Genomic DNA, 15,021 nt, shown 5'->3' on the forward strand with positions numbered 1-15,021 from the left:
TGTGAGTCGAACCAGCCCGTGAAACGAAGCAGCCGAATCAAGCGCACCCTGTCCGCGACCGCCGTGCTGGCGCTCGCGAGCATGACGCTGACCGCCTGCTTCGAGGAGCCCTCGCCGCACGAGGCGATCCGCGACTTCCTGGTGGGCTGGAAGCAGGAGCAGTACGACCTGGCCGCCGCGCGCACCGACGCCGACCCCAAGATCGTCGCCAAGGCGCTCAGCGACGCCAAGCTCGACCTCGACGCCAACTCCTTCGAGTTCAAGATCAATTCGGTGAAGCGCAGCGGCGACCAGGCCAAGGCCGACTTCACCGCCGAGGTCGACCTGGGCGAGAACAACCCGCTGTGGGTCTACGACGGGGCGCTCCCGCTCCGCGTGGTCGACGGCCGGTGGAAGGTGCACTGGTCGCCCTCGGTCCTCCACCCCAAGCTCGGCGAAGGACAACGCTTCGCCGTACCCACCAAGCCCGTCGGGCGGCGGGCCATCGTCGACCGCGACGGCGCCTCGCTCCAGACCGACATGCAGCTCTACGTCGTCGGCGTCACCCCCGGCCAGCTCGGCGCCGACGCGGAAGAGGTGTGCAACCGGCTGGCCGGCATCACCGGCTACGCCGCCGACCGGCTGCTCAGCAAGGTGCGCTCCTCCCCGCCCAGCGACTTCGTGCCGCTGGTCACCCTCGGCGCCAAGCGCCACCAGGAGCTCAGGGCGCAGCTGCAGGACATCAAGGGCATCCAGATCAACCAGGAGCCGCACCCGGTCGCCCCGGCCGATCCCAAGGGCATCGTCGGCTCGGTGAGCACCCTGACCGCCCGCGGCGAGCAGCAGCTCGGCGGCCCGCAGCGGGCAGGCGACTCCATCGGCCGCAGCGGCCTGCAGCGTGCCTACCAGGATCACCTGACCGGATCCACGGTCACCAAGGTCGTCACGCTCGACCTGAAGACCGGGGAGGAGGTCGCGGTCCTCGACGAGCTCGAGAGCCAGCGCGACGCGGTCGAGGTGCACACCACCATCGACTCCTCGATCCAGCGGGCCGCGCAGACCGCCGTCCAGGGCATCTCGGCCGGCACCCTCGTCGCCGTCGAGGCCTCCACCGGCAAGATCCTCGCCGTGAGCACCGCGGGCAGCTTCGACCAGATCAAGGACAGCCTCGACGGCCAGTATCCCGGCGGCACCGCGATGTCCATCGTCGCCGCCTACGCCCTGCTCAAGGCCGACCGCGACCCCAAGATGAAGCTGCCCTGCGCGCCCAGGCGCACCGTCGGCGGCGCCTGGTTCGAGAACTCCGGCGCCCAGTCGGTCCAGCCGACGGCCTCGGGCACCCTCCAGAGCAACTTCGCCAACGGCTGCGTCACCGGCCTGGCCTCGCTGGCCCGCCTCGTCGACGCCGAGCAGCTGGCGCGCAGCTCGGAGGAGCTCGGCATCGGCAAGCCGTGGAAGCTGCCGCTGGCCTCCTTCAGCGGCAAGTGGCCCAAGACGCCGGGCGACGCCGAGAAGGCCCAGGCCATCGCCGGCCAGAACATCGAGATCAGCCCGCTCGGCATGGCCCTGATCGCCGGCTCCCTGGCCTCCGGCACCTGGAACCCTCCGCTGCTGGTCACCAAGCCGACCTCGCCCGACCCGTCCCAGGCGACCCTCCCGCAGGCGCAGCCCGCCGCCGTCCCGCTCGACGGCAAGGCCCGCGACTCGCTGGTCTCGATGATGCGCCTGGGCGTCAGGGCCGGCACCGCCCGCCCCGCCGGCACCGTCAACAACGTCCACGGCATCCGCGCCGACGTCCCCGGCAAGACCCTGAGCTGGTTCGTTGGCTGGCAGGGCGACGTGGCCATCGCCGTCCTCGCCGACAAGGCCGACCCCTCCGCCCTCGCAGGACGCTTCTTCAGCGCCGTTGGCAACTCTTCGTGATTAATTCGTGACAGCGAGCAACCTTTTCGGTCACGCTGTGCGTCTTCCCTAATGACTGGATCGCTCGGGGGGTTGCGGTCCCAGTCGCTGTGATGAGATAGGGCTTCATCTCGGGGGAAGCCCTGCCGTCCGGACCGGCTCGACCCTGCCGGTCGGCCCTCGGGGATGCGTGCTGCTTGCCGTGTTCCCGAGGGCTTCGGCATTTAGTGGAATGCGCTTCACCTCGCAGGTGTTGTAAGGTCTTAGACAGTTCACACCTGGGGGTGATTGGTCTCGACTTTGACCTTGCAAGTCAGGAGAAGCGGGCCGAGGACGGCGGACATAACCTCGTAAATCCTGTGACCGCAAACCACAAGTGCCAACTCTAAGAGCACTGTCGAGGCGAAGTCCAACTTCGCCCTCGTCGCCTAAACAGCGACCGACTGTCAGCCTGAGACTGCCTTCGGCTCAGGACCTGGCATCGCTAGAAGGCTCAACCGCTAGCCCCGGTCACGGGGGCGTGCGGGAAATCTAACAGTGACTGGGCCCGTCGGTGATCCGCCTGCGGAAGCACCGGGGCCGAGAAAAGCGTCAAGCAGGCTGCGCCCGGAGAAGCCCTGGTTTGGGGTTGAAGGACGCGGGTTCGATTCCCGCCACCTCCACCAGAGGTAACCGCCTCTGACCTGCCGATACGGCACAAGGTCAGGGGCGGTTTTCTTATCTGTGCACGCGTGGTGGAAGCTCCTTGGCCACCTTCGTAGATCTTGATGAGCCAACCCCGACCGAGTATGGGCGATACCTGAGGGACCCATGTCCTTGAACACCGTTCCGGATGGGGACAGGCCGGTCGGGCCTCGATCTGGGAAGAGCTCGAACCAGAGCCGACTCCTCGCGCCCGGATCTGGTGAACGAGCGCCCGCTCCCTTACCCTGCGCGCAGGGGCAAGAAATCTTCAGAAACGGGGCGCACCACTTCATGATCTCGCGATTAACGAGGGCACTTCTGCCTGCCAGCCTGCTCCTGGCGCTGGCCGCGGCACCCGCGCAAGCGGCCACCGTCACCGCAACCGTCACGCTCAGACCCTCTGCCTGGGCCTACGTCTCCTCCTCTGAACCCAAGAGCGAGTTCATCGACGTCCAGGAGCCGGCGACGCTCGGCCTGCAGGGAGGCTTCGGGCAGGCGCCGGACGAACCGGCGAGCATCAGGAGGTCGTTGTTCACCTACGACCTCGCCGGCCTGCGCAACGTGCGCGTCACCGGCGTGAGCTTCACTTTCGTGCCCACCGTCGAGCCCGGATGCGACAACCGGGTCCGGGGGTTCTCCTTCTGGCGGACCGGCCCGATCGACAAGCACACGTCCTGGGACCGCCAGCCGCAGTGGGAGGAGCGGATCGGCGCGGCCATGGGCGACTGGGGCGGGCCATGTGCCCCCAACGACGTGTTCTGGCCGTACGTGATTCCGGTGCAGGACGCGTTTCCCGCCGGGGCCGAGACGGTGACCGTCGGGATCCGCGGCAGCGAGACGGTCTCCCAGGGAAGACTGCTGCTGGACAACAGACCGGCGATGGTCGTCACTTATGAGTACGACCGGCGCGAGTATCCGATCGTGACGACCCTGCCGTACCAGGAGCTTCCTGAGACGGCCTTGGCGTACGTGGAGTCCGGGCACCAGAACGTGCCTCACTGGAACCCGACGGGGAAGGACGTCATGCGGGTCGGCTCGCCCGACGGGCACCGGCGTTACCGCTCGTTCATCCGCTTCGACCTCTCCTCGCTGCGGGACGACCCGATCTATCACGCCCGCCTGTACTTCCTCGACGCCGAAGCGTGCCGCGCCGGAGAAGGGCCGGTCGAGGCGTGGGAGACGGGGGCGATCTCGGAGGAGACGACCTGGCACCGGCAACCGGTGTGGGAGCGGCTGATCGACACCTACGTCTGGGGGGAGTGCGGGGACTGGCCCAAGATCTCCTTCGATCTGACCAGGGCGATCAAGGAGGCGCGGGAGGCCGGCCGCACGACTGTGACCATCGGGCTGCGCTCGGTGAACGAGACCGACCGGCTCGGCTCGATGAAGTTGGGGACCGGGACGAGGCTCAAGATCTCGTTCCGTCACCCGCTGCAGACCCCCGTCGATCTCATGACCGATCCCGATGGGTTCTGGCGGCCGAATCTCCCGCCAGCGCCGCCGGTTCCCTGCCTCAGCGGGGAGGCCAGGCGCTATGTGTCCTTCGTACCGATGCCCAAGGCGGTCTTCAGCGGCGGCGGACCGCAGTGGCGGGCGACGTGGCAATGGCAGACGCTGGACGGTCAGCCCCGCCACGAGGAGACCGGCGAGTTCACGACGGAAACGGTTGCCCGCGCCTCGCGCATCGGCACCGACGGGGAGGCGCTGCGCTGGCGAGTGCGAGCCGAGGACTCCACCGGAGAGGTCAGCGAGTGGAGCCAGTGGTGTGAGTACGTCGTGGACACCACGCGGCCAGACGTCGCACCCGGGGTGACGGGCAGGCCGTACACCGGCTATGACCCGGTGGGGGCGCCCGGAGTGCCCGGCACCTTCACCTTCACCACGCGCGGGGTCGCGGACGCCGCCGAATTCGCTGTCATACCGTACGGCCACAGCATGCCGACCTATGTCCCCGTCGGGGCGGACGGCACGACGACCTGGACCTGGACGCCCACCCAGAGCGGGTTCCACCAGGTGTTCGTCGCCACCGTCGATCGGGCGGGCAACTGGAGTCCTGGGACGTTCTACTACTTCCTCGTCGGGCAGGCGCCACCGCAGTAGGCCGGCCTTCGCGCTTCCTCGGGGGTGGGTGCTTCACCCCCGAGGTGTGCGCGCCGATCAGTGTCAGGCTCGTCCGCTGGCTTTCTGGCTGCGGCGGCTGACCGAGTCGATGACCACGGCGGCCAGCAGCACCGCGCCGGTGACCATGAACTGGATGGAGTTGCTCACGCCCTGCAGCGCCATGCCCGAGGCGATCGACTGGATGACCAGCATGCCCAGCAGAGCCGAGAAGGTGCTGCCACGGCCGCCGAACAGGGAGGTGCCGCCGATGACGGCCGCGGCGATGGCCATCATGAGCACGTTGCTCTGGCCGGTGGCCTGGCTGGCGCTGGCGATGCGGGAGGCGGCGAAGATGCCGCCGAGCGCGGCGAAGGAGCCGGAGATGGCGAAGACCGACATGCGGATGAAGGCCACGTTGATGCCGGCCCGGCGGGCGGCCTCGATGTTGCCGCCGACCGCGAAGATGCTCCTGCCGTACTTGGTACGGCGCAGCACGAAGTCGGTGACGACCACGACGGCCAGGAAGATCAGCAGCGCGAGCGGGAGGCCGCGGTAGAGGTTGAGGATGTAGGCGGCGCCGAAGGCCACCACGGCCAGCACCGCCGTACGGAAGACGATGTCGCCCATCGAGCGCGACGGCACGCCGGCTTTGCGGCGGCGGGCGTTGCCGGCGAGCGAGACGATCAGGAACGCGGCCGTCGCCAGGGCGGCCAGGCCGTAGGCGGCGATGACGTAGGCGAAGTAGGTGCCGGTGAGGTCGGAGATCAGGCCGTCGGGCAGGTTGATGGTGCCGTTCGGGCCGAGCACCCACAGCTGGAAGCCGGTCCAGGCGAGCATGCCGGCCAGGGTGACCACGAACGACGGCACGCCGATCTTGGCGAAGAAGAATCCGTGGATCAGGCCCATCGTCGCGCCCACCGCCACCGAGACGATGATCGCCAGGACCGGGTTCCAGCCCTGGTTGACGCTGAGCACGGCCAGGATGGCCGCGCAGGCGCCGCTGACGGCGCCGGCCGACAGGTCGATCTCGCCGAGCAGCAGCACGAAGACGATGCCCACGGAGATCAGGCCGGTGGCCACGATGTCGACGCTGAGGTTCGACAGGTTCTGCGCCGACAGGAAGCGGTCGTTGAGGGTCTGGAAGACGATCCAGATGACGACCAGGCCGATGATCACCGGCAGCGGGCCGAGCTCGCCGCCCTTGATGCGGCGTCTGGCCTCGCCCAGGTAGCCGGCCAGGCCTTCCTCTCGCACCAGCAGCCGCGGGTCGACCTGGGCGTCCGACGCGGGGCCCTGGGTGTCGCTCATGTGCCCCCCTCGGAGCGTTGCCGGCGGCGGGACACCGCGTTGTCGGACGCGCCGGTGATCGCGGCGATGATCTCTTCCTGGGTGGTGGTCCTGGCGTCGAAGACGCCGTTGTTCTGACCGAGCCGCAGCACCGCCACCCTGTCGGCGACCGCCTTGACGTCGACCATGTTGTGGCTGATGAGGATCACGCCGAGGTTCTGGGCGCGCAGGCGTTCGACCAGGTCGAGCACCTGGGCGGTCTGCTCGACGCCGAGGGCGGCGGTGGGCTCGTCGAGCAGGACGACCTTGGGTTCGCCCAGCAGGGAGCGCGAGATGGCGACGGTCTGCCGCTGGCCGCCGGAGAGCGAGGCGACCGGGATGCGCACGCTCGGGATCTTGATCGAGAGCGTGTTCAGCAGGTCGCGTGAGCGCTTCTCCATCGCCACCTCGTCGAGCACGCCGAGGCGGCGGATCTCGTTGCCGAGGTAGAGGTTGCCGACGACGTCGAGGTTGTCGCAGAGTGCGAGGTCCTGGTAGACGGTGGCGATGCCGAGCGACTGCGCCTCGCTCGGGCTGTGGATGGTGACCGGCCGGCCCTCCCAGTGGATCTCCCCTTCGTCGGGCGGGCCGACGCCGGCGATGACCTTGATCATCGTGGACTTGCCGGCGCCGTTGTCGCCGACCAGCGCGACGACCTCGCCGGCGTGGACCTCGAGTGAGACGTCCTTCAACGCCTGCACGGCGCCGAAGCGCTTGGAGATGCCCTCCAGGGCCAGGACCGGTGCCACGTCATTCCAGCCCGGCGGCCTTGCAGGCCTCGGCGACCTGCGCGGTGCAGATCTCCTGGACGGTCCAGAAGTTGTCCTTCACCACGGTGTCGCCGATGTTGTCCTTGTTGACGACGATCGGGGTGATGATCTTTGCCGGGATCGCGTTGTTGGTCCCGTTGTCGACCGTGCTCGTGCTCTCGACCTCCTGGCCGGTGCCGAGCGCGATCGCCATCTTGGCGGCGCTCTCCGCCTCGGGCTTGATCGGCTTGTAGATCGTCATGGTCTGGGTGCCCAGCAGGATGCGCTGGATGCCCGCGAGCTCGGCGTCCTGGCCGGTCAGCGGGGTGCCGGGCTTGACGCCCGAGTTCTGCATGGCTTTGGCGATGCCGCCGGCCATGCCGTCGTTGGCGGAGTAGACGCCGATGACGTTCTGCGCGCCGAGCGCGGTGAACGCGCCGTTGGCCTGGGTGTTGGCCTGGTCGGGGCTCCAGTCGGGAGTGTCGTACTCCTTGCCGATGGTGACCTGGCCGTCGAGCACCTCGTGGGCGCCCTTCTTGAAGTCGGCCGCGTTCGGGTCGGTGGGCGAGCCGTTGATCATGACGATCGGACCCCGCTTGGGGTCGCCGCCTGCCTTCAGCGCGTCGAGCAGGGCCTGGCCCTGCATCTTGCCCACTTGAAGGTTGTCGAAGGAGATGTAACCGGCGACCGGGCCGCCGGCCAGCCGGTCATAGGCGATGACCTTGGCACCCTGGTCGGTCGCCTTCTTCACCGAGGCCGCGATGGCCTTGGCGTCCACCGCGTCCAGGATCAGGACCTTCACCCCGTTGGTCAGCATGGTGTCGACCTGCTGCTGCTGGAGGTTCGGGTCCTGGTTGGCGTTGTTGTAGACGACCTCGCACTTGGGGCAGAGGCTCTTGATGTTGTCGGTGATGTAGGGCCGGTCGAACTTCTCGTAACGGGCCGTCTTCGACTCGGGAAGCAGCAGGCCGATCTTGAAGCCCTGCTCCACGGTGCCGATCGCGCTGGCGCTCCCCGTCGGGGTGCCGCCCGCGCTTCCGCCGCCTGATTCGCCTGCCGTGCCGCAGGCCGTCGCCAACCCAAGGACGGTCAGCAGACCGCCGATAACCTGTGCTTTCACACGGCGAGCCGTACCCACGCGGACACCTCAAGGCGCGCCGCCCTCGGTAGCTTTGCGCCGTTGTGCCGCTTTCTTGGCCATTGTCGGCACGACCGGCAGGCGGGGAGGTTCTTTTGCGGACGCCCGGCGCTACTGCGGCCGGTGAAGGGAGAAGTCGTCGAACTCGACCCTGATCGTGCCGTCCGCGCTCTCCGAGGTCTCCACGACGAGCCCGGCCTTGGACTTCTGGCCCCCGGTGAACACCTCCTCGTCGGTGGTCTCGACGACCTTCTCGCCGTCGACCCACATCGTCAGCCGGCTGCCCGCGCACGTGGCCTGCAGCTTCGTCGCCCGGCCCACCTCGGGGGCGGCGACCCTGGCCGGGCCGCCGAGTGGCGTGCGGGCGCCGTGGGAGACCTTGAAGAGCCTGACCTGGCCGTCGAGGCGGAGCAGGAACATGTAGCCGTTCGGGACGTCCTCGTCGTGGCGGCAGAGCAGGCCGAACTCGCCGTCCGGCGTGGAGGCGTCGCGCAGGACCGCGGTGACGCCGATCATGGAGTCCCGCAGGTTGTCGGTCGGGGCCAGGCTGACGTTGACGGGGTAGGTCCTGGCCGCCTGCATGGCGTAGACGCCGCGGGTGATGTCGTGGCCGCGGATGCCGCCTCCGGCAGGGTCGAACGCCCAGCCGTCCCAGCCGCGTCGCTCCAGGAAGTCGTCCTGGAACAGGGGTGTTCCGGCGGCGGCTACGCCCGCTCCCGGCTGGCCGCCGCTGAGCCGTACGGTCAGGACGACGGCGGCGGAGACGGCGAGCGCGGCCACGGCCGCGCCGACGGCCAGCACCCGCCCGCTCGGGCGACGGCGACCGCGGGACGGCAGGGTGTCCGGCCTTGCGGCATCCGGGGCCGGGCCGGAGGGCACGGCGTACGGCGGGCCGTCGACTGGCGTGGTGTACGGCGCGCCGTCGGTTGACGGGGTGTACGGCGGGCGGCCGGGTGGCAGGGTGTCGCGGTCTGTGTCACCCGTGCCCCAGGAGACGTCCCCGGGCACGTGGACGGTCTCCGGGCCGGGGAAGGCGCCCGGCGCGGCGGCGAGGGCCTCGGGCGTGGTGGCGTCACCCACGAGTACGGCAAGCAGGTGCCTGGCCGTGGGCCGGGCGGCGGGGTCTTTGGCCAGGGCGGGCACCACCAGCTCCCTGATCGCCGGCTCCAGCCCGTCCAAGGACGGCTCCCCGTGCAGGATCTGGTTGATCGTCGCAGGCAGCGTCCCCCTCTCGAACGGCGTGCGCCCGGTGCCCGCCATCGCGATCAGGCACCCCCAGGAGAACACGTCCGACGCCGGTGTCGCCGGCTCCCCGCCGAGGATCTCGGGAGCGATGTAGTGCGGCGTGCCGATCAGCTCGCCGGAGCCGGTCAGCGCGCCGACGTCGTCCAGGGCGCGGGCGATGCCGAAGTCGATCACCCGCGGCCCGACCGGCGACAGGAGCACGTTCGACGCCTTGAGGTCGCGGTGCACGATGCCCGCCTCGTGGATGGCGATCAGGGCCGTGGCGACGCCCACGGCCAGCGCCTCCAGGCTCGCCCCCGACAGCGGCCCCCGCTCCTGGATCGCTTCGAGCAGGGTGGGGCCCTCGACGTACTCGGTGACCACGTACAGCCGGTCGCCCTCGTAGCCGGACTCGATCAGCGGGGCGGTGCAGAACCGCCGCACCCGCTTGGCCGCCTCCGCCTCCCTGGCGAACCTGCGGCGGAAGGTGTCGTGCTCGGCGAGGCCGGGGTTGATGACCTTGACCGCGGCCTGCCTGCCGTACTCGTCGACCCCGAGGTAGACGGTGCCCATGCCGCCGTGACCCAGCCGGCCGAGCAGACGGTAGCGGCCGATCCGCCGGGGGTCGGAGGTGCCGAGCTCGTTCATCGCTGCCTCGCGTCTCGAGGAGTTCCACCTTACGTAGGTAGTCGCTCGGCGGGCCCCCGGTGTGACACCTAGGCGGGCGGCTCCAGCATCGGGACGAGGAAGCGCCGGGCGACGGCGGCGAGCTGGGTGTCGTCGTCGAGGTCGATGATGGCGCTCGGGATCGCCAGGAAGGAGGTCGAGATGCGCACCATCATCTCGGCCACGAGGTCGACGTCGAGGTCGTCCGAGACGTGGCCGGCGCGCTGTTCGCGGCGGAGCTGGCCGGCGACGAACTGGCGGACGGTGGCGAGGGTCTGGCCGCCGTCGGCCATCATGGACGGGACGAGGAGGTCGGGTTCGGTGACGATGAGGCCGCCGATCAGAGGGTTGTCGCGGATGGCGCGCAGCGAGCTGACGAAGCCGAGCACGACCCTGTCGGCGGCGGTGTCGGCCTGCTCGATGTCGATGAGGAACCGGTCGAAGTAGCGGCGGAACTCGCGGCGCACCACGTGTTCGACGAGCGTGTCCTTGGTGTCGAAGCGGCGGTAGACGGTGATGCGCGAGACCTTCGCCAGCCGGGCGACGTCTTCCATGGTGGAGCGGCGGATGCCTATCCGGCAGAACTGCTCGTAGGCCGCGTCGAGGATGCGGGTCCTGAGCTCGTCGGGGTCGCCGACCTGTTCGACGGCGTCGAAGTAGGCGCGTTCCAGCAACGACTCCGAGTCCGACGGTGCCATGAATCCGGACAGCACAGATTCCACGATCACCCTCCTGTGCCGATTCTGCCTCAGATGCGGGCCTTGTGATGCCTGTCACACTGTGGTCTGATGATGAATGATACACAGATTCATGGTTTGTATCTAAGTATCAAGGCCTGAAGCACATGCCCCGAGCGAGACCCCCCACCTCGAAGGAGTGCAGGCATGGCAGAGTTGAGCAGGCGCACGATGCTGATCTCGGGCAGCGCCCTGGGAGCGCTCGGCGCGTTAGGAGTGGCCTCCCCGGCCCAGGCCGGAACCCTGGCCGACGGGTGGACCTGGCCCGCGAGCGGGTCGATCGCGGGGTCGGGCACCGGCGCCGACCCGCGGTGGGTCTGGGACGACGAGGCCGACCCGCTCCTCGCCTCGCTGTTCGAGCGCGGCCTCATCCCCGAGGTCAACCGGCTCCTGTACGACTGGAACCGCAACGACCAGCCCCTGCCCGCCGGGCTCCCCGAGGACCTGCGGGCCTTCATGGAGCAGGCGCGCCAGCTCCCGTCATGGGCCGACCCCGCCAACCTGGCGGCGGGAGCCGGATTCCACGCGCTCAAGGGCAACTACATCGTCGTCCTCACCATCGTCGGCGCCGGCATGCTGGCCACCTCCATCCCCAAGGAGGCCCGCGCGGTCTACTACTCCGCGGGCGGGGCGGACCTGAAGGACCGGGTCGCCAAGACCAACATCCTGGCCTACGCGGTCAGGCCCGCCAACGCCTGGGCGGCCGGCGGCACGGCCGTCGTCGAGGCGGTGAAGACGCGGCTGGTGCACGCGGCCGTCAGGCACCTGCTGCAGTCGTCGCCGTACTGGACGGGCCCCATCCCGATCAGCCAGGAGGACATGCTCGTCACCTGGCACACCCTGGCGACCTACTCCATGCGCGGGATGCGCGACTGGGGCGTGCGCATCTCCTCGTCCGAATCCGTCGGCTACCTGCAGTCGTTGCAGGTCATGGGGCACATGCTCGGCATCAGGGACGAGTTCATGCCCGCCACCTGGGAGACGTCGTACACCCAGTCGGACATCGTCCTGCCCAGGAACATGGGTCCGACCAGGGAGGGCGTGGAGCTCAACGCCATCCTGCGCACCATGCTCGCGGAGATGACCAGCGGGCCTGGCGGCATCGACAAGCCCCTCGTCAACGCGTTCTCCCGCTACCTCACGGGCAACCAGGTGGCCGACTGGAACGGCATCCCGCGCGAGCCGCTGTGGGACCCGGTCGTCAGGACGGCTTGGCCGCTGCTGGTGAAGTTCAGGGAAGGGCTGATCGGGCTGCCGCTGGTACCCGCCACCGCGTGGCTGCTGGACGAGATGATCAAGAAGTGGAGCACGTACTACCTCACCAGAGGCGCGGAGACCAAGATCGTGATCCCGACGGGCAACCGCCCGAGCTGACCCCTCGGATCCTCGGCTCACGGGCAGGTGGATGATCAGGCGGCCCGCAATCACCGATCAAGCGGCATGCAATGCGCACCCGATACACCTGTGGAGGCACCCAGAACAAGGAACAAAGAGGAACCCCCGTGGCAAGCACCGGCATCATCATGGCCATCGCCATCACCCTCGGAACGACGCTCATCCTGGCCCTCGTCGGCCTCCCGTTCTTGCTCGGCGCACTCCGCGGCAGGCAGTTGCTGACCAGCGGCCTCCCGCGCCAGGCCGAGATCGAGTACATGGGCGACACCGGCGTCACCGTCAACGGCCAGCCGATGGTGAGCTTCGGGCTCATCGTGCACCAGCCCGAGGGGGCCGCCTACCGCGTCACTCACCGGCAGACGTTGCCGCGCATCCCGATGGGGCTGATCGTGCCGGGCGCCGTGGTGCCGGTGCGCGTCGATCCGCAGCGTGGTGACCGGGTGCACATCGACTGGGCCGCGTGGCGGCCGGCGTATCCCGGCGCGTGAGGGAGGCGGGCCCGCGATCCGGCGGGCGAGGTCCAGGTGATCGCCCCTGATCAGTTGATCGGGGGCGTTTTCGCGTCATTTGGGCCTTGTGGGGGCGGGGAGGGGCGCTTATTGTCTCGCTTGTTCGTTAGGAAGCTTTCCTAACCATCGAAGGAGACGCACCCCCCATGCTCCGATCCCTCACTGTGGTCGCGCTGGCGGCGATCGTCGCCGCGGGCTTACCGGCCACACCCTCCCAAGCCGCCCCCACCAGGTACGAGGCCGAGAACGCCACCGTCTCGCAGGGCCTGGTGGAGTCGAACCACGCCGGATTCAGCGGCGCCGGGTTCGTCAACTACGACAACGTCACCGGCTCCTCGGTGGAGTTCACCGTCGACGCCGCGAGCGCGGGCACCGCCACGCTGACCCTCCGCTACGCCAACGGCACCACCGCCAACCGGCCGATGGCGATCTCGGTGAACGGCGGGGCGGCGGTCAATCGCGACTTCCCCGGCACCGGCGCCTGGACCACCTGGACCTCGACCACGCTGACCGCCCCGCTCAACGCGGGGAGCAACACGATCAGGGCGACCGCCACGACGGCCAACGGCGGCCCCAACCTCGACTTCCTCGACGCCGAGGTCGCGGCGCCGGCGGCCGACTACCAGGCCGAGAACGCCACGATCTCCCAGGGCGTGGTGGAGTCGAACCACGCCGGGTTCACCGGCACCGGCTTCGTCAACTACGACAACGTCACCGGCTCCCACGTGCAGTTCACCGTCAACGCCGCCCAGGCGGGCAGCGCCGCGCTGACGTTCCGCTTCGCCAACGGCACCACGACGAACCGGCCGATGGCGATCTCGGTGAACGGCGGGGCGGCGGTCAGCCGCGACTTCCCGGGCACCGGAGCCTGGAGCACCTGGCAGGAGGTCACCGTCGACGCCCAGCTCAACGCGGGCGCCAACACCGTCAGGGCGGCGGCGACCACCGCCAACGGCGGGCCGAACCTGGACCGGCTGGCCGTCTCGGCGAGCGGCCCGCCCGACACCCAGAAGCCGTCCGTTCCCGGTAACCCGAGGGTGACCGGCACCAGCTCCAGCTCGATCAGCCTGGCCTGGGACGCCTCCACCGACAACAGCGGCACGATCAAGGACTACCGGGTCCGCGAGGGCGAGACCGTGGTCGCCACCGTCACCGGCACGACCGCCACGATCAGCGGCCTGGCGCCCGCGACCAGCCACACCTACACGATCACCGCTCGCGACCCGTCCGGCAACGAGTCCGACCGTGGTGCCGCCGTCACCGGCACCACGGGCACGGGCGGCGGCGACACCCCGGTCGAGGCCAACGGCCAGCTGCGGGTGTGCGGCCTGAAGTTGTGCAACGAGTCGGGCAAGCAGATCCAGCTGCGCGGCATGAGCTCGCACGGCATCCAGTGGCACTACGACTGCCTCAACACCGCCTCGCTCAACGCCCTGGCCGCGGACTGGAAGTCCGATGTCCTGCGCATCTCGATGTACATCCAGGAGGACGGCTACGACACCAACCCGCGCCTGTTCACCGACCGGGTGCACAACCTCATCGAGCAGGCCACCTCGCGCGGCATGTACGCCATCGTCGACTGGCACATGCTCAACCCCGGTGATCCGTACGCCAACGGCAACCTGGCCAAGGCCAAGACCTTCTTCACCGAGATCGCCCAGCGGCACAACGACAAGAAGAACCTGCTCTACGAGATCATGAACGAGCCGAGCGGTGTGGCGTGGTCCCGCATCAGGAACTACGCCCACGAGATCATCCCGGTGATCCGCGCCAACGACCCCGAGAGCCTGATCCTGGTCGGCACCCGCGCCTGGTCGTCGCTGGGCGTCTCGGAGGGCTCCGACGAGAGCGAGATCGTCGCCAGCCCGGTCAACGCCACCAACATCATGTACACGTTCCACTTCTACGCGGGCTCGCACGGCAGCGAATACCTGGACACCCTCTCCAGCGCCGCCGACCGCCTGCCGATGTTCGTCACCGAGTTCGGCACGCAGACCGCCTCCGGTGGAGGCTCGAACAACTTCACCAGGTCGCAGCAGTACATCGACCTCATGAAGGCCAAGAAGATCAGCTGGGTGAACTGGAACTTCTCCGACGACCCGCTGTCGGGCGCGGTGTTCACCGAGGGCACCTGCCCCGGCGGGCCCTTCACCGGCACGACGAGGCTGAAGGAGGCGGGACGCTGGATCCGCGACCAGGTCCGGCTGCCTGACGACTTCTGAAAGAGGATCTGAAGGACTTCCGAAGCCCGCCGCGGCATCGTCAGGGACATGAGAAACGACCTGACGATGACCACGGTGGGCAGGAAGACCGGGCGGCCGCGCCGTACCGAGCACGCGTTCGACCTCGACGGCGAGCGGCTGGTGCTGGTCGGGGTCGGCTCGGAGCAGGGCCCGTTGCTGCCCGGCTGGTACCGGGACCTGATGGTGCACCCGGACGCCGAGGTCCTGGTGGGCCGGGAGAGCTTCCAGGTGAAGGCGCACACGGCGCGAGGAGCGGAACGGCGGCGGTTGTGGAAGAAGGTGGTGGCGAAGGAGCCGATCTACCAGCGTTACGCCGACTCGGCGAGAGGTGAGGTGCCCGTCGTGGTGCTGGAGAAGGCCTAGATATCG

General features: G+C 69.1%; 11 protein-coding genes and 1 other RNA gene. 7 read left to right on the forward strand and 5 right to left on the reverse strand.

The window, feature by feature from the left end; all coding sequences use genetic code 11:
- Nucleotides 1-18 precede the first annotated feature (18 nt).
- From HNR30_RS20360 to HNR30_RS20370, 3 genes are all read left to right on the forward strand, one after another.
- Nucleotides 19-1,902 carry a penicillin-binding transpeptidase domain-containing protein gene (locus tag HNR30_RS20360; RefSeq protein ID WP_312894529.1) on the forward strand — a complete coding sequence of 628 codons (1,884 nt, stop codon included), beginning with the start codon at nt 19-21 and terminating at the stop codon, nt 1,900-1,902.
- 259 nt (nt 1,903-2,161) lie between these two features.
- Nucleotides 2,162-2,546, forward strand: a transfer-messenger RNA (tmRNA) gene (gene ssrA / locus HNR30_RS20365).
- 310 nt (nt 2,547-2,856) lie between these two features.
- Nucleotides 2,857-4,665, forward strand: a complete 1,809-nt coding sequence (locus HNR30_RS20370; protein WP_181611485.1) for a DNRLRE domain-containing protein — start codon at nt 2,857-2,859, stop codon at nt 4,663-4,665.
- A gap of 63 nt (nt 4,666-4,728) precedes the next feature.
- Here the strand turns inward: HNR30_RS20370 and HNR30_RS20375 are convergent, their stop codons facing one another.
- From HNR30_RS20375 to HNR30_RS20395, 5 genes are all read right to left on the reverse strand, one after another.
- Nucleotides 4,729-5,973, reverse strand: coding sequence for a sugar ABC transporter permease (locus tag HNR30_RS20375; RefSeq protein WP_181611486.1), 1,245 nt, complete (start codon nt 5,971-5,973; stop codon nt 4,729-4,731).
- Complete coding sequence (locus HNR30_RS20380; RefSeq protein WP_181611487.1) at nt 5,970-6,740, reverse strand: ATP-binding cassette domain-containing protein; 771 nt, start codon at nt 6,738-6,740, stop codon at nt 5,970-5,972. Before HNR30_RS20380 ends, HNR30_RS20375 begins: the two co-directional genes overlap by 4 nt.
- 1 nt (nt 6,741) lies before the next feature.
- Complete coding sequence (locus HNR30_RS20385) at nt 6,742-7,860, reverse strand: sugar ABC transporter substrate-binding protein (RefSeq protein ID WP_312894530.1); 1,119 nt, start codon at nt 7,858-7,860, stop codon at nt 6,742-6,744.
- Between the two features lie 129 nt (nt 7,861-7,989).
- Complete coding sequence (locus HNR30_RS20390; RefSeq protein ID WP_181611488.1) at nt 7,990-9,750, reverse strand: serine/threonine-protein kinase; 1,761 nt, start codon at nt 9,748-9,750, stop codon at nt 7,990-7,992.
- A gap of 68 nt (nt 9,751-9,818) precedes the next feature.
- Nucleotides 9,819-10,490, reverse strand: a complete 672-nt coding sequence (locus HNR30_RS20395) for a TetR/AcrR family transcriptional regulator (protein WP_376771752.1) — start codon at nt 10,488-10,490, stop codon at nt 9,819-9,821.
- A 162-nt stretch (nt 10,491-10,652) separates the two neighbouring features.
- Between HNR30_RS20395 and HNR30_RS20400 the strand changes: the two genes are divergently transcribed.
- The 4 genes from HNR30_RS20400 (at nt 10,653) to HNR30_RS20415 (ending at nt 15,015) form a co-directional block, all read left to right on the forward strand.
- Nucleotides 10,653-11,879, forward strand: coding sequence for an oxygenase MpaB family protein (locus HNR30_RS20400; protein WP_181611489.1), 1,227 nt, complete (start codon nt 10,653-10,655; stop codon nt 11,877-11,879).
- 128 nt (nt 11,880-12,007) lie between these two features.
- Complete coding sequence (locus tag HNR30_RS20405) at nt 12,008-12,388, forward strand: hypothetical protein (protein ID WP_181611490.1); 381 nt, start codon at nt 12,008-12,010, stop codon at nt 12,386-12,388.
- A 167-nt stretch (nt 12,389-12,555) separates the two neighbouring features.
- Nucleotides 12,556-14,631, forward strand: coding sequence for a cellulase family glycosylhydrolase (locus HNR30_RS50210; protein WP_181611491.1), 2,076 nt, complete (start codon nt 12,556-12,558; stop codon nt 14,629-14,631).
- Nucleotides 14,632-14,679: 48 nt separating this feature from the next.
- Nucleotides 14,680-15,015: a nitroreductase/quinone reductase family protein gene (locus HNR30_RS20415; protein ID WP_181611492.1), complete on the forward strand. Its 336-nt coding sequence runs from the start codon at nt 14,680-14,682 to the stop codon at nt 15,013-15,015.
- Nucleotides 15,016-15,021 lie beyond the last annotated feature (6 nt).

The sequence above is a fragment of the Nonomuraea soli genome (assembly GCF_013761175.1).
Lineage (GTDB): Bacteria > Actinomycetota > Actinomycetes > Streptosporangiales > Streptosporangiaceae > Nonomuraea > Nonomuraea soli.

Coding starts and splice junctions, on each gene's coding strand:
- HNR30_RS20370 (WP_181611485.1), top strand. CDS start 2,857: ATGATCTCGCGATTAACGAGGGCACTTCTGCCTGCCAGCCTGCTCCTG.
- HNR30_RS20375 (WP_181611486.1), bottom strand. CDS start 5,973: ATGAGCGACACCCAGGGCCCCGCGTCGGACGCCCAGGTCGACCCGCGG.
- HNR30_RS20390 (WP_181611488.1), bottom strand. CDS start 9,750: ATGAACGAGCTCGGCACCTCCGACCCCCGGCGGATCGGCCGCTACCGT.
- HNR30_RS20400 (WP_181611489.1), top strand. CDS start 10,653: ATGGCAGAGTTGAGCAGGCGCACGATGCTGATCTCGGGCAGCGCCCTG.
- HNR30_RS50210 (WP_181611491.1), top strand. CDS start 12,556: ATGCTCCGATCCCTCACTGTGGTCGCGCTGGCGGCGATCGTCGCCGCG.
- HNR30_RS20415 (WP_181611492.1), top strand. CDS start 14,680: ATGAGAAACGACCTGACGATGACCACGGTGGGCAGGAAGACCGGGCGG.